General features: G+C 60.7%; 27 protein-coding genes and 2 pseudogenes. 17 read left to right on the forward strand and 12 right to left on the reverse strand.

The window, feature by feature from the left end; all coding sequences use genetic code 11:
* The 4 genes and pseudogenes from C9413_RS05675 to C9413_RS05690 form a co-directional block, all read left to right on the forward strand.
* Positions 1 to 1116: GGDEF and EAL domain-containing protein (locus C9413_RS05675; protein ID WP_170250263.1), on the forward strand; the 1116-nt coding region annotated here is incomplete at its 5' end.
* A gap of 21 nt (positions 1117 to 1137) precedes the next feature.
* Positions 1138 to 1857, forward strand: coding sequence for an ABC transporter substrate-binding protein (locus C9413_RS05680; RefSeq protein WP_039845476.1), 720 nt, complete (start codon positions 1138 to 1140; stop codon positions 1855 to 1857).
* A gap of 85 nt (positions 1858 to 1942) precedes the next feature.
* Positions 1943 to 2659: an aminoacyl-tRNA hydrolase gene (pth, locus tag C9413_RS05685; RefSeq protein WP_039845477.1), complete on the forward strand. Its 717-nt coding sequence runs from the start codon at positions 1943 to 1945 to the stop codon at positions 2657 to 2659.
* A 5-nt stretch (positions 2660 to 2664) separates the two neighbouring features.
* Positions 2665 to 3063, forward strand: a pseudogene (locus C9413_RS05690) (GNAT family N-acetyltransferase).
* A 57-nt stretch (positions 3064 to 3120) separates the two neighbouring features.
* On the opposite strand, the gene C9413_RS05695 reads toward C9413_RS05690, so the two are convergent.
* Both C9413_RS05695 and clpS read right to left on the reverse strand, forming a co-directional pair.
* Positions 3121 to 3504 carry a hypothetical protein gene (locus tag C9413_RS05695; protein WP_039845478.1) on the reverse strand — a complete coding sequence of 128 codons (384 nt, stop codon included), beginning with the start codon at positions 3502 to 3504 and terminating at the stop codon, positions 3121 to 3123.
* 73 nt (positions 3505 to 3577) lie between these two features.
* Positions 3578 to 3889 carry an ATP-dependent Clp protease adapter ClpS gene (gene clpS, locus C9413_RS05700; protein ID WP_039845479.1) on the reverse strand — a complete coding sequence of 104 codons (312 nt, stop codon included), beginning with the start codon at positions 3887 to 3889 and terminating at the stop codon, positions 3578 to 3580.
* Positions 3890 to 4255: 366 nt separating this feature from the next.
* Between clpS and ychF the strand changes: the two genes are divergently transcribed.
* Genes ychF through C9413_RS05715 form a run of 3 tightly spaced genes read left to right on the forward strand, consistent with a single transcriptional unit; the run spans position 4256 to position 6317 of the window.
* The gene (gene ychF / locus C9413_RS05705; protein WP_170250265.1) at positions 4256 to 5359 is read left to right on the forward strand and encodes a redox-regulated ATPase YchF; all 1104 of its coding nucleotides are present in this window, start codon (positions 4256 to 4258) and stop codon (positions 5357 to 5359) included.
* A gap of 32 nt (positions 5360 to 5391) precedes the next feature.
* Positions 5392 to 5853, forward strand: coding sequence for a MaoC family dehydratase (locus C9413_RS05710; protein WP_039845481.1), 462 nt, complete (start codon positions 5392 to 5394; stop codon positions 5851 to 5853).
* Positions 5850 to 6317 (forward strand): MaoC family dehydratase, encoded by a 468-nt coding sequence (locus C9413_RS05715; RefSeq protein ID WP_039845482.1) that lies wholly within the window; start codon positions 5850 to 5852, stop codon positions 6315 to 6317. Before C9413_RS05710 ends, C9413_RS05715 begins: the two co-directional genes overlap by 4 nt.
* A 9-nt stretch (positions 6318 to 6326) precedes the next feature.
* On the opposite strand, the gene C9413_RS05720 is transcribed toward C9413_RS05715, so the two are convergent.
* From C9413_RS05720 to C9413_RS05740, 5 genes are all read right to left on the reverse strand, one after another.
* Positions 6327 to 6869: an adenine phosphoribosyltransferase gene (locus C9413_RS05720; RefSeq protein ID WP_039846850.1), complete on the reverse strand. Its 543-nt coding sequence runs from the start codon at positions 6867 to 6869 to the stop codon at positions 6327 to 6329.
* A 117-nt stretch (positions 6870 to 6986) separates the two neighbouring features.
* Positions 6987 to 7871 carry a cytochrome c1 gene (locus C9413_RS05725; protein ID WP_039845483.1) on the reverse strand — a complete coding sequence of 295 codons (885 nt, stop codon included), beginning with the start codon at positions 7869 to 7871 and terminating at the stop codon, positions 6987 to 6989.
* A 21-nt stretch (positions 7872 to 7892) separates the two neighbouring features.
* The gene (locus tag C9413_RS05730; protein WP_039845484.1) at positions 7893 to 9164 is read right to left on the reverse strand and encodes a cytochrome b N-terminal domain-containing protein; all 1272 of its coding nucleotides are present in this window, start codon (positions 9162 to 9164) and stop codon (positions 7893 to 7895) included.
* 14 nt (positions 9165 to 9178) lie between these two features.
* Entirely contained in the window at positions 9179 to 9757 is a 579-nt protein-coding gene (petA, locus tag C9413_RS05735; RefSeq protein ID WP_039846851.1) for a ubiquinol-cytochrome c reductase iron-sulfur subunit, read from the reverse strand.
* A 241-nt stretch (positions 9758 to 9998) separates the two neighbouring features.
* Positions 9999 to 11888, reverse strand: coding sequence for an ABC transporter ATP-binding protein (locus C9413_RS05740; protein ID WP_039846852.1), 1890 nt, complete (start codon positions 11886 to 11888; stop codon positions 9999 to 10001).
* Between the two features lie 163 nt (positions 11889 to 12051).
* Here C9413_RS05740 and C9413_RS05745 point away from each other — a divergent pair, with 163 nt between their 5' ends.
* Entirely contained in the window at positions 12052 to 12276 is a 225-nt protein-coding gene (locus C9413_RS05745) for a CopG family transcriptional regulator (protein WP_039845485.1), read from the forward strand.
* A 141-nt stretch (positions 12277 to 12417) separates the two neighbouring features.
* Here C9413_RS05745 and C9413_RS05750 read toward each other — a convergent pair whose 3' ends face one another.
* The gene (locus C9413_RS05750) at positions 12418 to 14274 is read right to left on the reverse strand and encodes an ABC transporter ATP-binding protein (protein ID WP_039845486.1); all 1857 of its coding nucleotides are present in this window, start codon (positions 14272 to 14274) and stop codon (positions 12418 to 12420) included.
* A 382-nt stretch (positions 14275 to 14656) separates the two neighbouring features.
* Between C9413_RS05750 and C9413_RS05755 the strand changes: the two genes are divergently transcribed.
* Together C9413_RS05755 and C9413_RS05760 are read left to right on the forward strand one after the other, a co-directional pair.
* Positions 14657 to 15118 carry a tRNA (cytidine(34)-2'-O)-methyltransferase gene (locus C9413_RS05755; protein WP_039846853.1) on the forward strand — a complete coding sequence of 154 codons (462 nt, stop codon included), beginning with the start codon at positions 14657 to 14659 and terminating at the stop codon, positions 15116 to 15118.
* Between the two features lie 202 nt (positions 15119 to 15320).
* A complete protein-coding gene (locus C9413_RS05760; protein ID WP_039845487.1) occupies positions 15321 to 16967 on the forward strand; it encodes a Na/Pi cotransporter family protein in 1647 nt (548 codons plus the stop codon).
* 3 nt (positions 16968 to 16970) lie between these two features.
* Here the strand turns inward: C9413_RS05760 and C9413_RS05765 are convergent, their stop codons facing one another.
* Complete coding sequence (locus C9413_RS05765) at positions 16971 to 17231, reverse strand: hypothetical protein (RefSeq protein ID WP_039845488.1); 261 nt, start codon at positions 17229 to 17231, stop codon at positions 16971 to 16973.
* A 179-nt stretch (positions 17232 to 17410) separates the two neighbouring features.
* Here C9413_RS05765 and hemF point away from each other — a divergent pair, with 179 nt between their 5' ends.
* The 3 genes from hemF (at position 17411) to C9413_RS05780 (ending at position 19033) form a co-directional block, all read left to right on the forward strand.
* Positions 17411 to 18325 carry an oxygen-dependent coproporphyrinogen oxidase gene (gene hemF / locus C9413_RS05770; protein ID WP_039845489.1) on the forward strand — a complete coding sequence of 305 codons (915 nt, stop codon included), beginning with the start codon at positions 17411 to 17413 and terminating at the stop codon, positions 18323 to 18325.
* A gap of 116 nt (positions 18326 to 18441) precedes the next feature.
* Positions 18442 to 18723: a hypothetical protein gene (locus C9413_RS05775; RefSeq protein WP_039845490.1), complete on the forward strand. Its 282-nt coding sequence runs from the start codon at positions 18442 to 18444 to the stop codon at positions 18721 to 18723.
* A 124-nt stretch (positions 18724 to 18847) separates the two neighbouring features.
* Positions 18848 to 19033 carry a DUF1059 domain-containing protein gene (locus C9413_RS05780; RefSeq protein ID WP_039845491.1) on the forward strand — a complete coding sequence of 62 codons (186 nt, stop codon included), beginning with the start codon at positions 18848 to 18850 and terminating at the stop codon, positions 19031 to 19033.
* Here the strand turns inward: C9413_RS05780 and C9413_RS05785 are convergent, their stop codons facing one another.
* The 3 genes from C9413_RS05785 to C9413_RS05795 are packed head-to-tail and all read right to left on the reverse strand — an operon-like array spanning position 19034 to position 21554.
* Positions 19034 to 20287 carry a CCA tRNA nucleotidyltransferase gene (locus C9413_RS05785; RefSeq protein WP_039845492.1) on the reverse strand — a complete coding sequence of 418 codons (1254 nt, stop codon included), beginning with the start codon at positions 20285 to 20287 and terminating at the stop codon, positions 19034 to 19036. It abuts the gene before it with no gap.
* Entirely contained in the window at positions 20284 to 20934 is a 651-nt protein-coding gene (locus tag C9413_RS05790; RefSeq protein ID WP_039845493.1) for a CoA pyrophosphatase, read from the reverse strand. Before C9413_RS05790 ends, C9413_RS05785 begins: the two co-directional genes overlap by 4 nt.
* Positions 20931 to 21554 carry a DUF1285 domain-containing protein gene (locus C9413_RS05795; RefSeq protein WP_039845494.1) on the reverse strand — a complete coding sequence of 208 codons (624 nt, stop codon included), beginning with the start codon at positions 21552 to 21554 and terminating at the stop codon, positions 20931 to 20933. The genes C9413_RS05790 and C9413_RS05795 overlap by 4 nt, the downstream gene beginning before the upstream one ends.
* A 158-nt stretch (positions 21555 to 21712) precedes the next feature.
* Between C9413_RS05795 and C9413_RS05800 the strand changes: the two genes are divergently transcribed.
* The 4 genes and pseudogenes from C9413_RS05800 to C9413_RS05815 form a co-directional block, all read left to right on the forward strand.
* Positions 21713 to 22723, forward strand: a complete 1011-nt coding sequence (locus C9413_RS05800; protein WP_022714193.1) for a MoxR family ATPase — start codon at positions 21713 to 21715, stop codon at positions 22721 to 22723.
* 13 nt (positions 22724 to 22736) lie between these two features.
* On the forward strand, positions 22737 to 23657 hold the full coding sequence (locus C9413_RS05805) for a DUF58 domain-containing protein (RefSeq protein WP_039846854.1): 921 nt from the start codon (positions 22737 to 22739) through the stop codon (positions 23655 to 23657).
* The gene (locus C9413_RS05810) at positions 23654 to 26467 is read left to right on the forward strand and encodes a DUF4159 domain-containing protein (protein WP_170250264.1); all 2814 of its coding nucleotides are present in this window, start codon (positions 23654 to 23656) and stop codon (positions 26465 to 26467) included. The genes C9413_RS05805 and C9413_RS05810 overlap by 4 nt, the downstream gene beginning before the upstream one ends.
* Position 26468: 1 nt before the next feature.
* Positions 26469 to 26978: pseudogene (locus C9413_RS05815) on the forward strand (hypothetical protein); the annotation flags it as partial.

Consider the following 26978-nt stretch of genomic DNA (forward strand, 5'->3'; position numbering starts at 1 on the left):
CTCAATAAGCAGCGCGCGCCCTCCGAGCAGGCAGCGCGACTTGGCGGTGACGAATTCGCCATCCTGCTTCCGGCCAAGGACGGCGAGAAGCGCGCCAGGGCGATGTGCGAGCAGATTGCCACCGTCTTCGAGGTGCCTTTCGGCCCCGATCTGCATCTGAGCGCCAGCATCGGCATCGCCATCTATCCGCGCCATGCGTCGAATGCAGCCGAACTGCTGCAGAAATCGGATATGGCGATGTATGCGAAGAAGCGCGACGGCAAGAATGGCGCGCAGATTTTCGACAACAGTATGCTGGACAGCGCAAAGGCGCGCGCCGAGATCGAAAGCCACATCGAAACCGGTCTCGCCGAGGATTGGTTCGACGCCTTTCTGCAGCCGATCGTTGGCCTTGACGATCACCGCATCGCCGGCTTCGAAGCGCTCCTGCGCCTAAATCACCCCCAGAAGGGCCTGATGCCGCCGGCTGGCATCATCCACGTCGCCGAGGAGACCGCCAAGATCGTCCGCGTCGGCAACGTCATCATGGAAAAGGCGATCGGGCATCTGGCGAATATCTCCCGGATCCCGGGCATGCAGGATACCTATCTCGCGATCAATTTCTCGCCGCTGCAGTTCGAAGTTGCCCTCACCTCCCGCCTCGCCGGGCTCGTCGGGCGGCACGGCATCCGTCCGGATCGAATTGTCGTCGAAATCACCGAAGCCGTTCTGATGCACGACAATCCGCAAATACGCATGGTGCTCGCCGAACTGCGCCGTTTCGGCTGCCGCATCGCCCTTGACGATTTCGGCACCGGCTACTCGTCGCTGAGCTATCTCAACCGCTTCCCGGTCGACATCATCAAGGTCGACCAATCCTTCACGCGGTCGATCAACGACACGAATGATGACGTCCGCCACAAGAGCCGGATGCTCATCGAAGGCATCACCACGCTCTCGCACAAGATGGACTGCACCGTCATCGCGGAAGGCATCGAAACCGAAGAAGAATGCCGCACCCTACACCAGATGGGGCTCGACTACGGTCAGGGCTACCTCTTCCATCGTCCGCAGAATGCCTCGAAATTGATCGAGGAGCTCACAGCCGTGGTAAACGAGGTCGCCCAAGCCTCGTGATCTCGCATTGAAGGTGGAAAGATGAAAAAGCTCCTGCTTCTTGCTTTTCTGACGCTTCCTTGTGCAGCGCCGGCACAATCGCAGACGGTCAATTTCACGACTGAAGAATACGCGCCTTTCAATTATCGCGACGGGAAGGTGATCAAGGGCGCGACCGTCGAACAAGTCGAAAAGGTCATGGCCGATATCGGCGTCGACTATACCATGGAGATGCTGCCCTGGGCGCGAGCCTACAGCCTCGCGCAATCACAGCCCATGACCTGCGTTTTTGCCACGGCACACAATGCCCTGCGCGATCCCCTCTTCAAATGGATCGAGCCGCTGCTCGTCGATCGCAATATCTTGATCACACGGAAGGGATCGGGCGTCGTTGCGAATGACCTCGAGGCGTCCAAGAAATATACGGTCGGCACACAGCGCGAAGACTATACCGAGATGGTGTTGAGGCAAAAGGGCTTTACCAAGCTCGATATCGCCACCGACTTCAATGCCACGCTTCGCAAGCTTCTCGGCGGCCGTATCGACATGATGCCCATTTCAGAGCTTTACTTCGAAAAGCTGAAGGTGGATCAGCCGGTGGAGGTGGTCACCATGCTCTCCTCGCAGCCAATGGGTATCGCCTGTCACAAGGATTTTCCATCCGATCTTCAGGTGCGGATGCAGACCGCCCTCGACAAGCTGATCGCCGACGGCACCCAGAAAGAGATTTTCCTGAAGTATGGGCTGCATCTCGGCAATTAGCGCCGCGCCGTGCCTTTGGGCTTGACTTCCTGCCCGTTTCGCGGTGGTGAAGCGCGCAGCAGGCATTCAAGAAACGGACTGGCCAATGCTCATCATCGCGGGTCTCGGCAATCCCGGAAGCAAATATGCCGGAAACCGACACAATATTGGCTTCATGGCAGCCGACGCCATCCACCGGCGCCACGGTTTTTCCCCCTGGTCAAAGAAGTTCAAGGCGGAAATTTCGGAAGGCGAGCTTGGTGGCGAAAAGGTGCTGCTGATCAAGCCGCAAACCTACATGAACCTCTCCGGCGAAGCCGTGGGCGAAGCCATGCGCTTCTACAAGCTGCAGCCTTCCGATCTCGTCGCCATCTATGACGAACTCGACCTGCCGCCCGGCAAGGCCCGGCTGAAGATCGGCGGCGGAAATGGCGGCCATAACGGCATTAGGTCGCTCGACGCCCATTGCGGCAAGGATTACCGGCGCCTGCGCCTCGGCATCGGTCACCCTGGCGTCAAGGAACTTGTGCAGCACCACGTCCTCGGTGATTTCGCCAAGGCCGACCAGGTCTGGCTGCAGCCGCTCCTGGAAACGCTTGCCGACAATGCCAACATGCTCGTGCGCAAGGAGGATTCGCAGCTGATGAACAAGCTGGCCCTCGCCGTCGGCGGCAAGGCGGAGGAGGACAAGCCGAAGCCCGAAAAGAAGCCGGCAGCGCAATCCCACATCCATCAGGCGCGAAATCACGCGCAGCCTAAGCTGCCTGCGACCGGCCCTATGGCCGAAATGCTGAAGAAGATATTCGGCAACAAGAGCGAGTAAGCAAGATGCCGGAGCGAGATATCATGATCAAGCCCGCCGGGCCCGGCGACTTACAGGCGCTTCTTGACCTCTAGCGCGACCTCAATCCCGATGATCCGGCGATCGATCCCGCCTGGGCAAGCGACCGCTTCTCAACCATCCTTGCCCAACCGGGCATGACCATATCTGTCGCGCTGGCCGCCGATATGCCTGTTGCATCCGCTACGCTGATCATCACACCCAATCTCACGCGAAACGGTGCTTCATACGCTCTGGTCGAGAATGTCGTCACGCACGCCGATCATCGCAGGAAAGGTTATGCCGGCGCGTTGATCCGTCATGCCTGCGCAACGGCCTGGGCGAAGAATTGCTATAAAGTGATGCTCCTTGCCGGTTCAAAGAACCCCGCAACGCTGCGTTTCTAGGAAAACTGCGGTTTCATGCAGGATAAGACCGGCTATCAGATCAGGCGCGCCGGCTGATCAAAGCAATTGCAGCTCTTGAAGGCGGTAGAGGAGCAGTTCCCAAAGTGCCTTGGCTCCGTCGTCGATCGCCGTTGCCATCAGGATCGAGGCATCCTCTACGAACAGCATCGTGCCAATGCCGGCAACGACGGAAATAGAGCAGGCAATGCGCAGGTTCTTGAGGCTGTCGGGCCGATAGTAGCCGGCATCGTCATATTCCGTTCCGAAGAGCATGTCGGAAAGATCATAACCGTCCGAAATGGTCAGATCGATGATCGGTTTGTCCGAAAGCCGGTCCGGATAGACGTTGAACAGCGCACGGACGACATGGCCTATCGCACCGAAGATCGCAAAGAGCGCCGCGGCGACGAAATAATGCCAAGTAGCGGCCTCAGCATGCATGCGCGCCTCCGTCGTGGGCGCAACCTAGCGGCAATTGACTAATGGCGGCTAAAGTAGATTGGTTAAAAAGCGCCTATTCTTCGGGTTCCGCCGTAAACATCAGCGGGAAGCCTGCCTCCTTGGCATAGTCCATCGCCTCCTTGACCTTGGTCTCGGCAATGTCCTTGGCGCAGACGACGACCACGCTGGAGCCCATTTTATGCGCCGTCATCATCACCCGGTATCCCGTCTCCCCGCTCATACGGAAAACGGCTTTGAGGATCATGACGACGAACTCGCGTGGCGTATAGTCGTCGTTGAAAAGAAGAACCTTGTAGAGCTTGGGCTTATCCAGCTTCAGCTTGACCTTCGTTTTCGGCTTTATGGCAACGTCGTTGTCACTCATCGGAAAATCCACCCGTTGATGACATGAGAGGTAGTTTCTAAACAACACAAGCATCGTCGGTTAGGGAATTTCGACACTCAGCTGTCGATTGCGAGCCCGGACTACAGCTTGCGATCAGGTAGAGCTCAGGTTCAAGCTCGTCACCGGGTGTTTGACACCAAGATGGTCTAGGTCTCCTTGGGTGAAGGTCACCTGCCCTTTCGGTGAAATCCGCAATATCACGTCTCGAAATCTCCGCGTCCAGAAAATAGGCCAGCGTCGCCCGATCGGCAAGTGAGCAGCGGTAAAAGCGGCGGAAGACTTGACCGCATGGCTCCTTTATCCCATAGGCAAGGCAACGATTTCAGCGAATACGGACATCCAGTCATGGGCTTCAAATGCGGTATCGTCGGTCTGCCGAATGTCGGCAAGTCGACACTCTTCAACGCGCTCACCAAGACGGCAGCGGCGCAGGCGGCGAACTATCCCTTCTGTACCATCGAGCCGAACACCGGCGAAGTCGCCGTTCCAGATCCACGGATGCAGAAACTCGCCTCGATCGCCGGCTCGAAGGAAATCATCCCGACCCGCATTTCCTTCGTCGATATCGCCGGTCTTGTACGCGGCGCGTCCAAGGGCGAAGGCCTCGGCAACAAGTTCCTCGCCAACATCCGCGAAGTCGATGCCGTCGTGCATGTCCTGCGCTGCTTCGAGGATGACGACATCACCCATGTCGAAGGCCGCATCAATCCGGTCAGCGACGCCGAAACCATCGAAACCGAGCTGATGCTTGCCGACCTTGAAAGTCTCGAGCGCCGTGTCGAGCAAACCCGCAAACGCGCTGCCTCCAAGGACAAGGATTCGCTGACCCAGCTTCCCGTCATGGAAGCGGTGATCAAGCTCCTCGACGAAGGCAAGCCGGCTCGTCTATTGCTGAAGTCGCTCGGCGCCGACGAAATCGAAGTCCTGAAGGGCTTGAACCTTCTGACTTCCCATCCGGTACTCTACGTCTGCAACGTCGCGGAAGCCGAGGCAGCGACAGGCAACGAACATACCGAGGCTGTTGCCGAGATGGCGAAGGCCCAAGGCGCCGAATGCGTGATCATCTCCGCCGCGATCGAGTCCGAAGTGGCTCAACTGCCGGAAGAAGAGAGCAAGGAATTCCTCTCCGCACTTGGTCTCGAAGAGGCCGGCCTCGACCGCCTAATCCGTGCAGGCTATCACCTACTCGACTTGATCACCTATTTCACCGTCGGCCCCAAAGAGACCCGCTCTTGGACGCTCGTGCGCGGCACCAAGGCACCGGCGGCTGCCGGCGTCATCCACACGGATTTCGAACGCGGCTTCATCCGTGCCTTCACTATCGGCTATAACGACTACGTCGCGCTGGGCGGCGAAACCGGCGCCAAGGACGCGGGCAAAGCCCGGGACGAAGGCAAGGAATACGTGGTTCAGGACGGCGACGTGATCCACTTCCGCTTCAATACCTGATCGGCCGCACGGCCGAGGGAGGACGAGGCCAGATGAAGCTAGTTTTTGAAGACTTCGAGCCGGGCCGCAGCTTTGCGCTAGGCCCGGTCGCCGTGACGGCGCAGGAAATCATCGAGTTCGCAACCGAATTCGACCCGCAGCCGATGCATATGGACGAGATGGCCGGACGCGCCAGCATCCTTGGCGGGCTCGCGGCTTCCGGCTGGCATACGTCCGCGCTCTTCATGCGCATGATGGCCTATGGTTTTCTGCTGAATTCACATTCCCAGGGCGCACCCGGCATCGACGTAATGGAATGGAGGAAGCCCGTGCTTGCCGGCGACACGCTGTCGGGGCGTTCGACGGTGCTGGAGTCGCGCGCCATGCGCTCGCGGCCCGGGATCGGCATCGCCCGCTTCAAGCATGAGGTCCAAAATCAGCACGGCGATCTGGTCTGCTATTGCGAAAACTGGATCATGTTCAGCATGCGTGACACAGCGGAGACAAATCCATGAGGATGGCTGAGCTTTATACGATCGGCGAAAAGGCCGCGATCGGCGGCTACACCTTTACCGAGGAGCGGATCATCCATTTCGCCACGCGGTTCGATCCGCAGCGCTTCCATGTTGACAAGGAAGCCGCCAGGAAGACGCTCTTCGGCAATCTCTGCGCCTCTGGCTGGCATACATGCGCCGCCTGGATGCGAACTTTCCTGGATTATTGGGAAAAGGAAACCGCACGACTTGCCCGGGAGGGCGTCGCACCGCCGAAGCTCGGCCCTTCGCCCGGCTTCCAGAAGTTGCAATGGCTGCGTCCGGTCTTCGTCGACGAGACTGTCAGCTATTCGGTGACCTTGCTTGCCAGCCGGCCTCTCACATCGCGGCCGGGCTGGTTCCTCAATTCGATCCTCAACGAAGGCGTCAACCAGGATGGCACGCCTGTCATCCGCTTCGAGGGCAGCGTACTCGAATTCGAGTAAGGCCGGGCTTCAGTGCCCGGCGAATTCGACCAGCGTGTGGACCTTCACCCCGAGCTCATCGAGCTTCTTGCGGCCGCCGAGATCCGGCAGATCGATGACGAAGCACGCACCGACGACTTCCGCACCCATCTGGCGAAGTAGCTTCGTCGCGCCGACGGCCGTCCCTCCGGTCGCAATCAGATCGTCCACGAGAATGACCTTCTCGCCCGGCTGAACCGCATCCCGGTGCATCTCCATCTCATCGACGCCATATTCAAGGCTGTAGGCGATCCGCACGGTATCATGCGGCAGCTTGCCCTTCTTGCGGATTGGCACGAAGCCGGCCGACAGCTGATGCGCCACGGCGCCGCCGAGAATGAAGCCGCGCGCTTCCATGCCGGCGATCTTGTCGATCTTCAGGCCCGCATAAGGCTGCACCAGCTCATCCACAGCGCGGCGAAACGCCCGCGGATTGCCAAGCAGCGTCGTGATGTCGCGAAAGATAATGCCGGGCTTTGGATAGTCCGGGATGGAGCGGATGCTAACCGCAAGCTCCGAGGCAATATTATTCATGGAAAATCCGTCTGTCTGCGAGGGCATTTCGTCGGTTGCACCCTATCAACTGACTGACATGGAACCAACAAAAAAGGCGGCCCGAAAGCCGCCTTTTGCTTGTTGGGCTAGAACCGCTCAGTGCTCTTTGTTGGCATAGACCGAGCGCTTCGTCAGGAAGATGAGACCCGAGAAGATCAGCAGGAACACGATGACCATGAAGCCGGTGCTCTTACGCTCTTCGAGGTGCGGCTCTGCGGCCCACATCAGGAAGGCCGAGACATCCTTGGAGTATTGATCGACGGTCTGCGGCGTGCCGTCGTCATAGGTCACCTGATCGTCGGCGAGTGGCTTCGGCATCGCGAAGGCCGCGGCAGCGTTGAAGTAAGGGTTGTAATGCGCGCCTTCGGGAACCTGGAAACCCGCCGGCGGCTCTTCATAGCCGGTCAGCAGCGAGTAGATATAGTCCGGCCCGCCTTCCTGATATTGCGTGAAGATATCGAAGACGAACTGCGGGAAGCCGCGGGTTATCCCGCGGGCCTTCGCGATCAGCGAAAAGTCCGGCGGGGCCGCGCCATTGTTCGCGGCGGCAGCGGCCTGGTCGTTGGCGTATGGCGACGGGAAATAATCCGAAGGGATAGCCTTGCGTGTGAACATCTCACCCGCAGAATCCGGGCCATCTTGAACGTCGTAGTTCGCGGCAAAAGCCTTGACCTGCGCCTCGGAGTAGCCGAGTTCGCCGAGCATGCGGAAGGGAACGAGGCTCATCGAATGGCAGGCGGAACAGACTTCCGTATAGACCTTCAGGCCGCGCTGCAGCTGGCCCTTGTCATAATGACCGAACGGGCCGGCGAAGCTCCAGTCCTGCTCCCGCGGGTGCTTCAGCGGATAGTGCGGCGTGGCGCCTTCCTCGTGCTCCGCAGGAGCAGCGCCCTCGCCGTGCGTCGCTTCCTGTGCGAATGCAGCAGTTCCGAGGATAGCTGCGACTGCGAGCGGCAGAATGCTTGCAACAAGCTTTTTCATCGTTCTATTCCTTCCGCTCGCTTATGCCTTGACCGTAGCTGTTTGTTGATTACGCTTTTCCAGTACAGCTTCGGTGATCGAGTTTGGAATGCGGCGCGGCGTCTCGACGAGACCAAGCACTGGCATGGCGACCAGGAAGAAAGCAAAGTAAAGCAGCGTGCAGATCTGAGAGATCAGGACGAAGGCACCTTCCGCCGGTTGGGAACCGAGCCAGCCGAGGATGACCGCATCGATCACGAACAGCCAGTAGAACATCTTGTACCAGGGGCGGTAGACCGCAGAGCGGACCTTCGACGTGTCGAGCCATGGCAGGAAGAACAGCACGATGATCGCGCCGAACATCACAAGGACGCCGCCGAGCTTGGAATCGATCGGACCGATGTTGAAGGTGATCGAGCGCAGCATCGCGTAGAATGGCAGGAAGTACCATTCCGGAACGATGTGCGCCGGCGTCTTCAGCGGGTCAGCCGGGATATAGTTGTCCGGATGGCCGAGGAAATTCGGCATGTAGAAGACGAAGTAGGCGTAGACCAGCAGGAAGATCGAAACGCCGAGTGCGTCCTTGAGAGTTGCATAGGGCGTGAAGTGGACGGTGTCCGTCTTGGTCTTGACCTCGACGCCGGTCGGGTTCGTCTGGCCGGTCACATGCAGCGCCCAGATATGCAAGACGACAACGCCTGCGATGATGAAGGGCAGCAGGTAGTGCAGAGAGAAAAAGCGGTTGAGCGTCGGGTTTTCAACGGCAAATCCGCCGAGCAGAAACTGCTGCACCCATTCGCCGACCAGCGGGAAGGCCGAGAAGAAGCCGGTGATGACGGTCGCGCCCCAGAAGGACATCTGGCCCCAGGGCAGAACGTAGCCCATGAAGCCGGTCGCCATCATCAGCAGATAGATGAGAACGCCGAGGATCCAGAGGATTTCGCGCGGCGCCTTGTAGGAGCCGTAGTAAAGGCCGCGGGCAATGTGCAGATAGACCGCGACGAAGAAGAAGGAGGCGCCGTTGGCATGCATATAGCGCAGCAGCCAGCCGTGGTTGACGTCGCGCATGATCTTTTCGACGGCATTGAAGGCGACCGAGGTTTCGGCAGCATAATGCATGGCGAGCACAATGCCGGTCAGGATCTGTACGACCAGCATGACCGACAGCATGGCGCCGAAAGTATAGGCATAGTTCAGGTTACGCGGAACCGGATATGCAACGAAGCTGTCGTAGACCATGCGCGGCAGCGGCAGGCGCGCATCGATCCACTTCTCGAGGCCGGTTGATGGCTCGTAGCTGGAATGGCCACTCATAAATCAGTCTCCCCTCAACCGATCTTGATCACTGTATCGGAAACGAACGAATAGGTCGGAATCGGCAGGTTCGTCGGCGCCGGACCTTTACGGATGCGGCCGGCCGTGTCGTAGACCGAGCCATGGCAGGGACAGAACCAACCGTTGTATTCGCCGGCCTGTCCGAGCGGCACGCAACCGAGATGGGTGCACGAACCGATCATGACGATCCAGTTTTGCTTGTCCTTGCCGGCAGAGCGGTCGACACCGGTTGCCTGCGCTTCGGCCGGAAGGTTCTCGTTGCGTGCGATCGGATCCTTGAGATCGGAAAGCGGAACCTCGTCGGCGGCCTTCACTTCCTCGGGCGTACGGTTGCGGATGAAGACCGGCTTGCCGCGCCACTTGGCGGTCAGCGACATGCCCGGCCCGAGGCTCGATACGTCGACTTCGATGGAAGCAAGAGCGAGCGTGGACGCATCCGGACGCATCTGATCGATGAACGGCCAAGCGAACGCCGCAGCGCCGACGGCGCCTGCCATACCAGTGGTGAGATAAAGGAAATCACGGCGCGTGGGCTCCCCTGAAGCCTCGCTTGTCGTTTCGTGTTCGCTCACGGCTAAACCATCCTCTGCGCAATTTTCGCGGAATTCCGCCCTGCCCATCTAAGCGGCGAATCTACACAGACACAATTCGGCCTTAGATTCCCCGCCAATCCGGCGCGTTCTATGCTTGATCGCAAATTATGTCCAGCCTTGACAATAGTATGAGGCCACAATGTCGCGGGTATTTTCAGATGAATTTTCTACCGCAATCCCTTGGATTCAGCGGATCGGAGCCTTACTGGAAGACGCTTGCCTAAACAGCCCTCGCCTCACGCCCGGGCATATCTTCGCCTGCACCGAGGAAGCCGCCGGACTGGCGCGCCCATAGCTCGGCATAAAGCCCGCCTCTTTCGACCAGGGATTTATGCGTGCCTTCTTCGATGATTCGGCCGCGATCGACAACAATCAGCCTATCGAGCGCGGCAATCGTCGAAAGGCGGTGAGCGATGGCCAGCACAGTCTTCCCCTCCATGATCCGGCTCAGATTGGACTGGATCACCTCTTCCACCTCGGAATCGAGCGCTGAGGTCGCCTCGTCGAGCACCAGGATCGGTGCGTCCTTCAGCATGAGGCGCGCGATTGCGATACGTTGCCGCTGCCCGCCGGAAAGCTTCACGCCGCGCTCGCCGACATGCGCGTCGAAACCTTTGCGCCCCTGCTGATCGTGCAAGCGCTCGATGAAGCCGAGCGCCTCTGCCCGCCGTGCGGCATCGAGCAGCCGTTCCTCGTCCGCATCGGGCCGGCCGAAGAGGATGTTGTCCCGGACCGAACGGTGCAGCAGCGACGTATCCTGGCTGACGACGCCGATCTGCATGCGCAGCGACTCCTGGCTGACCGCAGCAATATCCTGGCCATCGACAAGGATGTGCCCGCCTTCAAGGTCGTAGAGGCGCAGCAACAGATTGACCAGCGTCGACTTGCCGGCGCCGGAGCGCCCGACGATTCCGACCTTCTCGCCGGGTGCGACGGTCAGCGAGAAATTCTCGATGACACCCTTGCCCCGGCCGTAATGGAAGGACACGTTTTCGAAGCGGATGCTAGGCTCGCGGACGACGAGATCGGGAGCATTGGGCCGATCGACGAGACCGAGCGGCTGCGAGATTAATTCGGCAGCATTCTGGATCGTGCCCAGATTGCGCATGATGCCGTTGAACTGCGTCATCAGGCGGCCAAGAAGGAAGTTGAGGCGCAGGACGAGGGCCAGCGAAAAAGCCACGGAACCGGAACTCACCAACCCGCGCAGCCACAGATCGACGCTTAACCCGCCCATCGTCACGATCATCAGGCCGGAAAGCAGCGCCATGGAGGCACGTACACCGGTAATGAACCGGGTAAAGCGCAGCACGGTATCCTGATAGATATCGAAACCCTGGCGCATGTAGCGGTCGCTTTCCTCGTGACGAGCGAAAAGCTTCAGCGTCTGGATGTTGCTGTATGAATCGACCATGCGGCCGTTGAGCATCGAGGCGGCTTCCGCAGTCTCGCGCGAGTGATAGCGGATGCGAGGCACGAAATAGCGGGCGAGCACGCCGAAGGCAGCGAGCCAGAACAGCACGACGGCCGCAAGCGAAAAATCGAGCTGAGCCACCAGCACCAGCGTCGTCGCCGCGTAGATTCCAACGAACCAGACGCTCTCCATGAGCGAGGTCACGAGATCGCCCACCGCCTGGCCGGCCGACCAGACCTTCGTCACAATCCGCCCGGAAAAATCGCTCTGGAAAAAATGCAGCGATTGGCGCGAGACGTGGAGATAGGATTGCCAGCGCGCGAGATTGTAAAAACCCGGCGTGATGACCTGCTGATCGACCAGTGCGATGAGGAAGACCACAACGAAACGGACAAAGCCGATCAAAGCCAGCATTCCGAAGAGCTCGCTGCCGTGTGCGGCAAGCATCTCGCTCCAGCCAACGCCCGGCCTGACGGTGCTCAATATATCGACCAGCCGTCCGACAAACCAGAAAAGCGAAGCCTCGATCGCCGCCGACATGCCGCCGAGGACGAGCATCGCGACGAAGGGCCATTTCGCCTGGCCAATGTAGAACCAGATGAAGCCGGCCGTCGAACGCGGCGGCTGTATATTGCCGCGCCGGCGGAACGGATCGATCCAGTTTTCAAACAGATTGAGTATCGGGCGCAGGAGCATCATTGCGTTATAGTCCGAGACAACCCTGCGGCAAAGGTAACGGAGGGCGGACACAACCTTATATTTCGGTAATTTTCGGTAACATCGGCGGCATCCATGTTGAATGTCGCTGACCTCGTCACGATCTCGGAGTACAATAGCCGCTTATCGGAGAAATACCGTCATGGAAACGAGGGTGCTCGCGTCGCATATTCCGCTCCCGCTTGCGGACAGACTCGATGAAACCGCAGCCCAACTCGGCATATCGCGCGACACGATCGTCAGCGAGGCGGTTGCCGCATGGCTGGACAACGAGGAAGAGCGCCGCCTGACGGCATTCCGCACGATGACAGGCGCCATCGTCGTGGTCGAGCGTCACAGGGTAAGAGACTGGGCAGACAGCCTGTAAATCAGCGCCTGCGGCAGCTCGCGCCGACCGTGCTGAACGCGAGGAATGCCGCCATTTGTCCTGATCAGGATAACAGGGCTTCTTAACTGGCCTCAAACGATTAAGAAGCCCTCCCGGCTTTCGCCGGGAGGGCCTTTCGCTTTACTCCGCCGCTTCCTCCGCTTCTTGGGAATGATCGGCAAGGAAGCCGCCGGACTGGCGGGTCCAAAGATCGGCATATATGCCGCCCTGACTGACGAGATCGACGTGCGAGCCGGCCTCGATGATCCGGCCCTTGTCGAGCACGATCAGGCGGTCCATCTCCGTCAGCGTCGACAGGCGATGGGCGATCGCGATCACCGTCTTGCCTTCCATCAGCGCGAAAAGGTTCTCCTGGATCGCCGCTTCCACTTCGGAATCGAGCGCCGAGGTCGCCTCGTCGAGCACCAGGATCGGCGCGTCCTTCAAGAACACCCGGGCGATCGCAACGCGCTGGCGCTGGCCACCGGACAGCTTCACGCCGCGCTCGCCGACCTGCGCGTCAAGCCCCTTGCGGCCCTGCATATCGACAAGCCCTTCGATGAACTCCCAGGCATTTGCCCGCTTCGCCGCCTCGATCACATCCGCGTCCGTCGCATCCGGACGGCCGTAGGCGATATTGTCGCGGATCGAGCGGTGCAGCAGCGACGTATCCTGCGTCACCACGCCGATCAGCGAGCGGAGGCTTTCCTGCGACACCAGCGAGATATCCTGGCCGTCGATGGTGATGCGGCCGGCTTCCAAATCGTAGAAGCGCAGCAGCAGGTTCATCAGAGTCGTCTTACCAGCGCCGGAGCGGCCGACAAGGCCAACCTTCTCACCCGCCTTGATATCGAGCGATAGGTTGTCGATGACGCCCTTGCCCTTGCCGTAGTGGAAGCGGATGCGTTCGTAATGGATCGCACCCCTCTTCGCCTGCATCGGGGGTGCATCGGGCTTGTCGGTGATGTCGTGGTTTTTCGTCATCATCTCCATGCCGTCATAGACCGTGCCGATGTTTTCAAAGAGCGCCGATACCTCCCACATGATCCATTGCGACATGCCGTTGACGCGCATCGCAAGGCCGATTGCAATGGCGATCGCGCCGACCGAAATCTGGCCATTCAGCCAGAACCAGATCGACAGGCCGGAGATGACGAAGAGCGCCACGCAGTTGTTGATATAGACGCACACGTGGAACAGCGTGACGCGACGCATCTGCTGGTGCACCGTCTGCAGGAACTCGTCCATTCCGGCCTTGGCATAGCCTTCCTCCCTGCCCGCATGCGAGAAGAGCTTGACGGTCGCAATGTTCGTGTAGCTGTCGACCACCCGGCCCGTCATCATAGAGCGCGCATCCGCCTGCTGCGCCGCGATCCTGCGCAGCCGGGGCACGAAATACGACACGATGCTGACATAGATGGCCAGCCAGACCAGGATTGGCACCATCAGCCGCCAGTCCGCCGCTGCGATCACGATAATCATCGTCAGAAAGTACGTGACGACATAGACGAAGACGTCGAGGATCTTCATCGTTGTTTCACGAACGGCAAGCGAGGTCTGCATCACCTTGGTCGCAACGCGTCCGGCAAATTCGTTGGCGAAGAAGGTCATGCTGTGGCGCAGCAGGAAGCGGTGCATCTGCCAGCGCGCGATCATCGGGTAATTGCCGAGCAGGACCTGATGCATGATAAGTGAATCGAGCCCAGCCGCCAGCGGCAGGCCGACGAGGATCAAAGCCGCCATCCAGGCAAGCTTGTGCCATTCATTCTGCAGGAACGTCGCCTTGTCGGCATTCGTCAGCCAATCGACGATATCGCCGAGGAACTGGAAGAGTGCCACTTCGCCGATCGCAATCAGCGCCGTCAGCACGGCCATGGCTGCAAGCCAGGGCGCCGCAGGCTTCGTATAGTGCCAGCAGAAGGCAAAAAGACCCTTCGGGGGAACGACCGGCTCCTCACTCGGAAAGGGGTTCAGTCGCTGTTCGAACCAGCTAAACATGAAAAGTGCTCCGGAACTTCACCGTTCCACCTCCCGGCCTGCGCAAAATGCACTAAGGCGCATATGGGAACCGGACGTTCGAGGGGCGAGGCCACGACAGCCGCGCAATGGATCAAAAAAGGGGAATTTTAGAAAGCTTGCGCTCAGGAGCGCGATATCGCCACGCTTGGTATCGCGGCTGGAAGGCGCGTAAGCATCAGAATATTCATGTCGGCCCTCCCTAGCTGGCGATTGAAGATGTGCACCAATAACGCGAAAATTGCGAAATTTCCAGTCCAAAATCGGAAAAAATTGAACAATTCAGGGGCAAAAGGCGCCTTGTTGCGCCGAAATCACAGTTGAAATAGGTCTCTTTGCCTCAAGCAGCAAGATGGAATTTCGCATGACCGATCTCAGACTGGCGCTCTATCAGCCCGACATCCCCGGCAATACCGGCACGATCCTGCGTCTTGCCGCCTGCCTCGGAGTGGCCGTAGACATCATCGAGCCCGCCGGCTTCGACATTTCCGACCGCAACCTGAAACGCGCCGGCATGGACTATATCGCAGCCGTTGCGCTTACCCGTCATGTCAGTTGGGATCGCTTCGAGCAATGGCGGGCTCCAACGGGCCGCCGCATCGTGCTCGCCTCCACCAAGGCATCGGTCCGCTACACGGACTTCGCATTCCGGCCGGACGACATTTTGCTGTTTGGCCGCGAAAGCGCAGGCGTTCCGGATCATGTTCATGAAAAGGCCGCCGGGCGTATCCTGATCCCGATGGTCCAGGGGCAGCGCTCGATCAATGTCGCGGTCTCCGCCGCGATGATCGCCGGAGAGGCCATGCGACAGACTGTCTGGCGTTGATTTCGCTTCTGAGAGACTTCGCGAAGCCTCGCCATGATATGTCGTAAACGGCGTTGTGATATCCAGGAACAGGCGTATTATGATTAGCCGGACAATCAAAAAGTGAGAACCAGGCCGCGATTTCAAAGAGATGGCAATGCGCTGAGACACAGATTGCACGGCATTGCGCCGGCCGTGAACGAGAAGAAAAGACCAGCAGAGAATGGAATCCACGATCGTCATGATAAACCTGTTCGGCGCGGTAGCCCTGCTGCTGTTCGGCCTCGCGCAGGTGAAGGACGGTGTGTCTCGGGCCTTCGGAGCGCGGCTGCGCACAGGTCTTGCGACGGGTACGCGTGGCGGCTTGCGCTCCTTCGTTTCAGGCTTCGTCGCAACGCTGGCATTGCAAAGCTCCACGGCAACGGCGCTGATGGTCGCCTCCTTCGTTGAGCGCGAACTGGTGAAGCCACGCATGGCGCAGATCGTCCTGCTCGGTGCCAATGTCGGCACGGCCGTCACAGCCTGGATCGTTGCGACCGGTATCGAATGGTTGTCGCCGCTCGTCATCCTAGTGGGCATCATCCTTTATCGCAGCGGCTCGACCGCACGCCAAGGTGGTGGCATCGCACTGATCGGCATCGGCCTGATGCTCTTGTCTCTGCATCTCTTGAGCGGCGCGACAGAGCCTATGCGCCAGTCGCCCGCGCTTGCCGCCTTTATCGGCCTGCTCGACAACGCCTGGCCGGTGGCGCTTGTGTTCTCCGCCGGCATTGCCTTCGTCTCCTCGTCGAGCCTTGCCGCCGTTGTCCTGATCCTTTCCCTGGCATCGACCGGTATTCTCTCGGCGGGATTGGTGATCGTTCTCGTTTTGGGTGCCAATCTCGGCGGCGCAATTCCGCCGGTCGTCGCTTCGCTTGGCGGACCGGCCTCGGCAAAGCGCGTTACGCTTGGCAACCTGATCGTGCGGGCCGCCGGATGTGCGATCGCACTCCCGCTTGCCGGCTACGGCGCCGAGCTTCTGGAAATGCTGCGGCTCGATCCCGCCAAGCTTCCGGTCGATGCGCATCTCGGCTTCAACCTGATCCTCGCCGCTGTCGCCTGGCCGTTCTCGCGCCTGTTGTCGCAGTTGATGCTGCGTCTCGTTCCAGAGGAAGCACAAACCGACAATGCGCCGAAATATCTTGACCAGCAGGAACTGTCGACGCCCGTCGTGGCGCTTGCAAGCGCCACTCGCGAAGTCCTCGGCGTCGGCGACCTCATAGAGCGCATGCTGATCCGAGCCTCCGACGCCTTCGAGCAGGACGACCTGACGAAGCTCAAGGAAATTCCCACGCTCGAAAAGCGGGTCGATAGCCTGCAGCAGGAAGTGAAGGTCTATCTTTCCAAGCTCGGCCGCGAGGGCCTGAGTGAAGAGAACGGCCGCCACTCGATCATCATCATCGACTACGCGATCAACCTCGAGCATATCGGCGATATCATCGAAAAGGGCCTGCTGCCACAGATCAGCAAAAAGGTTTCGCTCGGCCTGCGGTTTTCCGACGACGGTTACCAGGAGCTCAAGAAGCTCTTCCATTTGACGATCGACAACCTGCGGATCGCGCAAACGATCTTCGTGACACGCGACTTCAATCTCGCCAAACAGATGATGGAAGTGAAGGTCGAAGTCCGCAGGATGGAGAAGCAATCCGCCGAACGCCACCTTGAACGCCTGCGCGAGGGCTACGCCGACAGCCTGCAGACGAGTTCACTGCATCTCGACATGCTGCGCGATCTAAAACGCATCAACGCCCATATCGTCTCGGTCGCGCATCCGATCCTCGACGAGAGCGGATTGCTCATCGAGAGCCGCCTGCGCACGCCTGCGCAATGACGGTCAGTCGGCGGAAGGCAGCCGGCGCATGGTGAATTCGATCTGGTCGTTATCGAGCTGCCGCCAGCTTTCCACTTCGGTCCAATAGGCCGCCTTCGGGTATTCGGCAAACCATTCGCGCGCCTTTGCCCGCGCGTCAAGCAGGCCAAGCCGATAGGTCTGGCGCACGAAGTGATCACCCTTGCGGGCATTGCCTTCCGCCCGATGCCGTTCGATCCTGCGCTTCAAGCCGTCAAACGACGGAGGTCCCGGGATTTTAGTCATGAAACCTACCTCTTAGCGGGAAAGGTAGTATTGAAAATATCAATTTGCGAGTCGAATCTTTGCTGCCTCGACTGCGGCTTTCCGCCGGCTGGCAAGGCACCGAGGCACCTGATACCACGAAACCGTAATCAGCGATGATCGAGTCGCTTGTGACGCAATAACGACTGCTGGGGATAATGATGGAACGACCAGACCTGCCGATCGGCCTGCCGGACGATATCGAAGAAAAGAAGGTCGCCGCGCGCACTTGGTTCGAAGGGTTGCGCGATACGATCTGCGCCGCCTTCGAGGCCTTGGAAGACGAGCTGACCGGCACTCTTTCGGACCAGGAGCCCGGCCGTTTCGTCGGCAAGGAGTGGTCGCGTGAAAATGGCGCCGGCGGCGGGGGCCGGATGTCGATGATGCACGGCCGCGTTTTCGAAAAGGTCGGCGTGCATACCTCCACGGTGTATGGGGAATTCGCGCCCGATCTGCGCGCCCAGATGCCGGGTGCCAGCGAAGACCCCCGGTTCTGGGCCTCAGGTATTTCGCTGATCGCCCATCCGGTGAACCCCAATGTCCCCACAGTGCATATGAACACCCGCATGGTCGTCACCTCCAGCCGCTGGTTCGGGGGCGGTGCGGACCTGACGCCGGTGCTCGACCGGCGCCGCACGCAGGAAGACGACGATAGTCGCCTCTTCCACAAGGCTATGGAAATTGCCTGCCGCAGCCATTCGCCCGTCGCCGACTACGGCGCTTACAAGAAATGGTGCGACGAATACTTTTTCCTGAAGCACCGCAACGAGCCGCGCGGCATCGGCGGCATCTTTTATGACTGGCTGCATTCGAGCGAGGAAGCCGGCGGCTGGGATGCCGACTTCGCTTTCACCCGCGATGTCGGCCGGGCCTTCGCCATGGTTTATCCGAAAATCGTCCGCTCCAATTTCAACAAGGAATGGACCGAAGCCGACCGTGACGAACAATTGATCAGGCGCGGGCGCTACGTCGAGTTCAATTTGCTCTACGATCGCGGTACAATCTTCGGGTTGAAGACGGGAGGCAATATAGAGTCGATCCTCTCGTCGATGCCGCCGGTCGTCCGGTGGCCATGACCGTACGCAAGCGTACGGGTAAAAATACATTACATGGCCTTTAAGAAGCGTGAGCATGCGCTAAACTAACGTGCTAAACTGAGCTTGTGTTGCGTAACAATCGGAGGAGGATTGTCATGATGATACAGAGCGGTTCGCCGCCGTCTGGGGATGTTCGGGAGGCATCCCGCGCAATCGAGACCCCGGATTTCCTGAACCGCATTGCCGAAGAAATGCGAGCCACGAGCGGCTCGGACCTGCCCCTTTCCTGCTTCATCGAACAGGTGAGGTTGCAGCTTGCTGCCGGAAAATCGCTCGAAGAACTGCGCGGACAGGCAAAAGAAGGCGCAAATTCGAATGCGCCGTACCAGTCGTCCGACTGCTTCCGCGCCTGGGCGATGCCGGAATATCGCATGTGATTTGCCGGCCGATGTCATCATCGGCCGGAACCTTCTCTCCGTTTCGCACATTGAAGTTTCGCACATCTTGGAGAACCGCGTGTCAGCGCGATCATCCTGTCATGTTCCGACAAAGGAGTAGACAATGCGACTTTACGAATGCGGTACGCTCGTTCCGGGCTGCACCTGGCACACACGCGCCGATGAGGACGCCGAAGTCGTCCGCCGCGCGGTCGAGCACATGAAGTCCGCCCACGGTGAAACGACCATTCGCGAAAACATGATCGACAACATCAAGGCCCGCATCCGCGACGAAGCGACAGCGGCCTGATCACTTCGAAAGTTCATTCAGCCGGGCGAGCAGCATCGCCCGGTCGGCGGCAAAATTCTCGTCGATCCATTGGTTTTCGAGTTTCGCAAGCGTCTCGCCGACACGCGGGCCTGCGGGAATTCCGGTGGAAACGACATCGCTGCCGCCGATTGGAAATTGCGGTCTCTTCCACGTCAGGGCCCGATCCAACAGCTTGCCGAGCCTTGCCGACCGGCTCATTTCCTTCATGTCGCCTTCCGCCTTGCCGCGAGCAACGGCGAGCGCGAGCTTCAGGCGCGTGACGATACCGTCCACACGATTGCGGTAGAGCAGCCGGTCGAAGGCCGCGGCAGACATTTCGTCATCGACGGGGGGCGCCGCCGCCCAGGCCCTGAAATAGGCCGCTTCGGCATTCGAAAATCTCAGGCGGACCGCCATCTTCTCCAGCCGTTCGGCATCGGGCGGAACGATCGAAGCGAGCCGAAGAAGCGGATCGGACTTCCAGCCGAGCGCCTTTTCGGTAGCGACCAGTGCCGGGATGGCGTCGATGCCCCATTTCTCCGTCTCCGGCAGGACTTCGCTGAGCACCGAAACCTGCCGCATCCAGAGCAGCGCCCGGCCCGGATCGTCGGCAGCAAGCAGCTTGCGAAGTTCGGACCAAATCCTTTCGGACGAAAGTGTAGTGAGCTTCGACCGCGCCGCCGAACAGGCCCGCAGTCCGTCTGCATCGGGCCGGCCGGAGCCGTAGTGAGCAAAAAAGCGGAAGAACCGCAGGATGCGCAGGTAGTCCTCGGCAATCCGTGTCGCCGCATCCCCAATGAAACGGATGTTGCGCTTTTCAATATCGGCAAGTCCGCCGACGAGATCGACCACCTCACCCTTGGAAGTCATGTAAAGGGCATTGATCGTCAGGTCGCGCCGTTCCGCATCCGCCTGCCAGTCGGTGCTGAAGGCGATCCTGGCGCGGCGCCCGTCAGTCTCGACGTCGGTGCGCAGCGTCGTCACTTCGAACGGCTTTCCTTCGATCACCAGCGTCACGGTGCCATGCTCGATGCCGGTGGGGATCGCCTTGCTGCCGGATGCCTTCGCCCGTTCCGTCACGGCGTCCGGCGTCAGCGTCGTCGCGATGTCGATATCGCTTACTGGAAGCCCCATCAGGCTGTTGCGCACGGCGCCGCCCACGACGCGCCCCTCCCCGCCGTCTGCGTTCAGGAGCGCGAAGACGCGCTGAAGGCGGGGGTCCTTGAACCATGCTTCATCAGCAAGGCTGGTCATGCGTAAAGCCTCTCGTAAAGGGTGCGCACGATACCCGCCGTGATGCCCCAGATCATCCAGCTTTCATAGGGCATGCGGTAAAAATGCCGGTCGATACCCTCGACCAAGCGCCTGTCGCGGGTGTGGTTTTGCGGGTTCATCAGGAAAGAAAGCGGCACCTCGAAGACGTCGTCGACTTCCCGCGGATTGGGCTTCAGCTCGAACCCCGGCTGGACGACGCCAAGCACCGGCGTGATGCGGAAGCCGGTCGCGGCGAGATAGTGCGGCAGGCGTCCGACCGTCTCTACAAAGGAGCCGGCAATGCCGATCTCTTCCTGTGTCTCGCGGATCGCCGCCATCTCCGGAGAAATGTCCGTAGCATCGACCGCACCGCCAGGAAAGGATATCTGGCCGGAATGCTTGCGCAGGTTTGCCGTGCGCTTGGTGAAGATGACCCGCGCCTCGTCGCCGTCGTCGACCACCGGCACCAGCACAGCGGCGTCGCGTAGGCGAAAGCCCTCGACCATCGCGACGATATCCGGATTGAGGATGTGGTCACCGTGATCCCGCCAGGAATGATCGACCGGCCCGCCGTTTTGATTGAGCGCCCGGCGGCGGAATTCGGCCGCGGAATAGAGTGGGTAGGCTTGGGTCGGGGCATTGCTCATCGGGACAGCATATCCAGTTCATCGGCGGCCATGACAGGGAAAACGCAGCCGGCCGAGCGGACGCAGAACATTTCCCTGCCCTCGATATCCGCAATCTCGCCGAGATCGGCCAGTTCATACATCACGGCCCGCGATACCAGAGCCTCGAGACGTCCGCGCACATGCAGATAGGGTTTCAACTCGCTGTTTTCTCCATGAATCACGAAGCGCAGCGGATACTCCTTGCCGGCCTCGACGACATCGCCGGTATTGGTGCGGAATGTCAGCACCTGCTGACCATTGCGGTCCGTCACGCTCATCTCGACGGCGACGAACGGAGCGTCAGCGACCCTGATCCCGATCTTTTCCACAGGGGTGACGAGATAGGTCTTTCCGTCCTCGTCCTTGCGCAGGACGGTGGAAAACAGGCGAACCAGGGGCGCACGGCCGATCGGCGTTCCCAAGTAGAACCATGTGCCGTCGGCGCGGATTTCCATGTCGATATCGCCGCAGAAGGGCGGATTCCATTTTTCGACCGGCGGAAGTCCGCGCGTCTTGTCGCCGGTTTCGCCTGCAGCGCGCGAAATCAGCGCGGCAAGCCCTGCGGCATCTTCACTCGCCCTGATCTCTTGCGCTGCCATTCTTCTGTCCCGGTTTGCTCTTAACGATAGAATAGTCACGAGATAGTCATTTGGAACGAACTTGTCAGCCCGCAACATATCCATAACTCTATAGGGTACGAGCCAGAGGCGTAAGTCCGCCGATTCGCGACGAATGATTCAGCCGTTGGAGATACTTGATGGGTATGATGAAGACCGAAGATAGCCTCGGGGAGAAGGAAATCATCGCTGCCGCAGAAAAGGCGCTCGCCGATATCGCACTTGTGCGCGAAGAAGTCTCGAAGGTGATCTTTGGCCAGGAAAGCGTCGTCGAAAACACCCTGCTCGCTGTTCTTTCAGGCGGCCATGCACTTCTGGTCGGCGTGCCCGGCCTTGCAAAGACCAAGCTGGTGACCACGCTCGGCGAAGTGCTCGGCCTCGGCGCGAACCGCATCCAGTTCACGCCGGACCTGATGCCGTCGGACATCCTCGGTTCCGAAGTGATGGACCAGGACGAGAACGGGCGCCGCTCCTTCCGCTTCGTCAAGGGCCCGGTGTTCGCCCAACTGCTGATGGCGGATGAGATCAACCGCGCCTCACCGCGCACGCAGTCGGCGCTGCTGCAATCGATGCAGGAATATCACGTCACGATCGCCGGCCAGCGCTACGACCTGCCGACGCCGTTCCACGTTCTCGCCACCCAGAACCCGCTGGAGCAGGAAGGCACCTACCCGCTGCCGGAAGCTCAGCTCGACCGCTTCCTGCTGCAGGTGGACGTGCACTATCCCGAGCTTGCCGCCGAACGCCAGATCCTGCTCGAAACGACCGGCATCAGCGAAACGAAGCCGCAAGCCGTCCTCGATGCCGGGCGGCTGATGGAAATCCAGAAGCTCATCCGTCAGATGCCGGTGAGCGACAAGGTCGTCGATGCGATCCTCGATCTTGTCCGCTCCGCCCGCCCCGGCCAGGGCAACGCTGCGACCGACAAGAATGTGGCCTGGGGCCCGGGTCCGCGCGCCGGCCAGGCGATGATGCTCTGCGCCCGCGCCCGTGCGCTCTATGAAGGCCGTCTGGCGCCGTCGCTCGACGATATCCATGCACTTGCCGAACCCGTTCTCGAACACCGCATGGCGCTTACCTTCGCTGCACGTGCCGAGGGCATGTCGGTCCGCGATGTCATCGCCGGCCTCGTCAAGCAAGCCAAAGGATAAGGAAGCCGGACGCGTGGCATCTATCGGACAGATCGTCAATCCGACCCCTGGCAGCGATGCCCTCGCCCGCGCAAGACAGCGGGCCTCTCTGGTGCCGGACTGCCTGGTCGAAGCAAAGCGCATCGCCAATACCGTGATTGCCGGCTGGCATGGCCGCCGCAAGCGCGGTATCGGCGAAAATTTCTGGCAGTTCCGCCCCTATACCGAGGGGGAAAGCCTATCGCGCATCGACTGGCGTCGCTCCGCCCGCGACGACCATACCTATGTTCGCGAGCGCGAATGGGAAGCCGCCCACACCATCTGGCTGTGGGCCGACATGTCGCCCTCGATGATGTACAAGTCGACCTTCGGCAGTGTCTCGAAGGAAAGCCGCGCGCTCGTCATCATGCTGGCGCTCGCTGAAATCCTTGCGCGCTCCGGCGAACGCATTGGTTGTCCGGGCGTCATGGAACCGGTCGCCGCCCGCAATGCCGCCGAGCGGCTTGCAACCGCGCTCATGCATGCGCCGCTACCGGGCGGGCTGCCGGACGTCGCCATGATCCGCGGCTGGAGCGATCTCGTGCTCATCGGCGATTTCCTGGACGATGCGCCGGCGATCATGGCCCGCCTCACACCGCTTGCCCGTCGCGGCCTTCGCGGCCACGTGGTCGAAATCGCCGATCCCGCCGAAGAGCTTTTCCCCTATACCGGCCGTACTGAATTCACCGATCCGGAAACCGGCTCGAAACTCGTGTCCGGCCGCGCGGAAAACATCCGCGAAGCCTATAGCAGCGCCTATCTGGCCCGCCGCGACGATCTCGGCCAATCGCTTCGACATCTCGGCTGGACGTTCGTCACCCATCGCACCGATCACCTGGCATCCGAAGCACTGGTTGCGGTGCATATGTATCTGTCCGGGATGCCGGCCAAGGCGACACATGGGGGGCTGTTATGAGCGCCCTTCCCTTTGCTTTCGCCTATCCTGCAATCCTCGGCGCGCTTGTCGCCCTGCCGGTCATCTGGTGGCTGCTGCGGCTTACGCCGCCGCGCCCGAAATCCGAAGTCTTCCCGCCGCTGAAGATACTGGCCGCCGTACTGAAGCGCGAGGAAACGCCCGCTCAAAGCCCCTGGTGGCTGACGCTGCTTCGAATGCTGCTCGCCGCTGCCGTGATCCTTGCGATCGCCGATCCGGTTTTCAATCCGCGCACCAATTCCCTCGCCGCAGGCGGTCCGCTCGTTCTTTTCGCCGACAATGGCTGGGCAACGGCGCCGGATTGGCAACGGCGCGTGCAACCCGCCGAAGCGCTGATCGACGACGCCGAATCCGCCGGCGCCCCCGTCGCGGTCGCCTTTACCGCCGATCCCACCAACAATGCTGTGCCGGGCACCACAACGGCGGCCCGCGACATGCTGCGCGCTGCAGAACCGCAGCCGCTCGTTCCGGATCGCGAACGCGCCTTCGAGGCATTGCGCGCCGCCCTCAACGGCACGAAACCAGGGACGCTCGCCTTCCTTTCCGACGGCGCTGCCGCCAAGGAAAACGATGCGACCATCCGCCAGCTCGCCGATCTGAAGCCTGCCGAGCTCCGTCTCATCGAAGGCGATACCGCACGGACGATCGCGATCAGCGGTGCCACGAACGCCGCCGACGCCATGAGCGTGACCGCGACTCGCCTGGACAGCGCGGGCGCCGCCTCGCTGCCGCTGACGGCGCAGGATGCGCAGGGCCGTGCGATTGCCGCAGGCACGGTTGATTTCCAGCCCGGGCAGTCGGTCGCCTCCGGCTCGATCCCCGCCCCCTTCGAGATGCGCAACGATTTCGCCCGCGTCAGCATCGACAATCTCGCAACGGCAGGTTCGGTCCATCTGCTCGACGATGGCTTCAAGCGCCGCCGCGTGGTGCTGCTTTCCGGCGAAGCGGGCGATGAATTCCAGCCGCTGCTATCGCCTCTCTATTACATCCAGCGCGCATTGCAGCCTTATGCCGATCTGATCCAGCCGAACACGCCGGATCTCGCTGCCTCCATCCCCGATCTGCTGTCGCAGAATCCATCCGTTATCATCATGGCCGATATCGGCCGGCTGCCGCAGGAAACCTATGAGCCGATGCAGCGCTGGATCGCCAATGGCGGCACGCTGATCCGCTTCGCCGGACCGCGCCTTGCCGCCGCTCCCGCAGACGATCCGCTGGTGCCGGTGACGTTGCGCCAGGGCGAGCGTGCGCTTGGCGGCGCGCTCTCCTGGGCCGAGCCGCAGCCGCTGGCAGATTTTCCGAACTTCGGTCCTTTCGCCGGCATGGCCAAGCCGACTGACGTGACCGTCAAGCGCCAGGTTCTGGCCGAGCCGACGCCCGATCTTGCCGAGCGCACCTGGGCAAGCCTTGCCGACGGCACGCCGCTGGTAACGACCAAGCCGATCAATGCGGGCCGTATCGTGCTTTTCCATGTCAGTGCCGAGGCAACGTGGTCCAACCTGCCGATCTCCGGCAATTTCGTCGAGATGCTGCGTCGCATCGTTCAGCTCTCCCGCTCCGGCGGCGTCACCTCTGAAGCGGGTGCTGCAACGACCGCTGAAGCCCTGCCGCCCTTCCGCCTGCTGACGGCGAAGGGCGTGCTCACGACGGAGACCGGCACGGCGCGGCCGTTGATCCCGAACGCAAAGACCGAGCCCGTTTCCAATTTCGACAATCCCCCTGGACTCTATGGTTCGGAAGACGGCTTTACCGCATTGAATGTATTGCCGAATAACGCCGAGCTGAGGCCGCTCGACACAGCCGGCATCAATGTCTTGCGCGAGGGCCTGATCGGCGGTGAAACCTGGTCCGCCAAGCCCGCTCTCTTCCTCATCGCCTTCCTGCTGCTCCTGGCAGACAGCCTCGTCGTCATGTTCATGGGCGGCGCTTTCTCCCGGCTGCGTTCTGCAACCCGGCCCGCGGCGATCATCGCAGTCGCCGTCAGCACGACCTTCTTCCTGCAACCCTCGCAATTGCGCGCCGACGATTCCAAGCCCGGCGACGACCAGATTTTCCAGCGATTGGACAATACCCACCTCGCCTATGTCGTCACCGGCGAGCAGGATGTCGACAATATTTCCGAGCACGGCCTTGAAGGCCTGACCGAGTTCCTGACCTTCCGCACGACACTGGAGCCTGCGCCGCCCGTCGGCCTTGATCTCACGAAGGACGAGCTGTCCTTCTATCCTATCATTTACTGGCCGGTTTCTGCCTCCGCGCCGATGCCCTCGACGGCTGCGATCAACCGCGTCGACGCCTATATGCGCGCCGGCGGCACCGTGCTTTTCGACACGCGCGACCAGTTCTCCTCCCTGGATAACAATGGAGGTGCCACGAGTGCCAACGGCGAGCGCCTGCAGCAGATCCTCGCCAATCTCGACATCCCCCCGCTGGAGCCGGTTCCTTCGGACCACGTTCTGACGAAGTCCTTCTACCTGCTCTCCAGCTTCCCGGGCCGCTATTCCGGAAGCCCGCTCTGGATCGAGTCGAGGCAGGACAACCGGGCCTCGGACACCAAATCGACGGCCTCGGCCGACGGTGTTTCGCCGATCCTGATCACCGGCAACGATTTAGCCGGGGCCTGGGCGGTCGATCAGAACGGCGCACCGATGCTGCCGACCGTTCCGCCGGATGAGATGCAGCGCGAATACTCCTATCGCGCCGGCGTCAACATCATGATGTATATGCTGACGGGCAACTACAAGACCGATCAGGTCCACATCCCCGCGCTCCTCGAACGGCTGGGGCAATGACATGACGGTTGATTTTTCGCCCTTTATTCCCTGGCCGGTTCTGGCAGCGCTCGCGGCCGTCGTCGCGGTTGTCGCGATCTTCGCCATCTGGCGCGGCATCCGCGGCGCCTGGATCCGCACGCTGGCCGCCCTCGCATTGCTGGCAGCGCTCGCAAATCCCCTACTCATGCAGGAAGATCGCGAGCAGCTTTCGACGGTGGTTCCCGTCATCGTCGATCGGAGCCAGAGCCAGCAGACGCCGGAACGTATCAAGATGACCGACGAGGCGCTGGCGCAGTTGAAGGATCGCCTCTCTCGTTTCCCGAATATTGAACCGCGCTATGTCGATGCGACCGAGCCGGAAAATTCCGATACGCCGTCCACACGTCTCTTTTCTGCGCTTTCGGCCGCCGTTGCCGACGTACCTCCAGCGCGCGTCGGCGGCGCGATCATGCTGACGGATGGCGAAGTGCATGATGCGCCGGGCATCAACCAGGCGCTCGGCTTTGACGCACCGGTCCACGGCCTGATC

It is taken from the genome of Rhizobium sp. SEMIA 4085, assembly GCF_013004495.1.
Classification (GTDB): domain Bacteria; phylum Pseudomonadota; class Alphaproteobacteria; order Rhizobiales; family Rhizobiaceae; genus Rhizobium; species Rhizobium gallicum.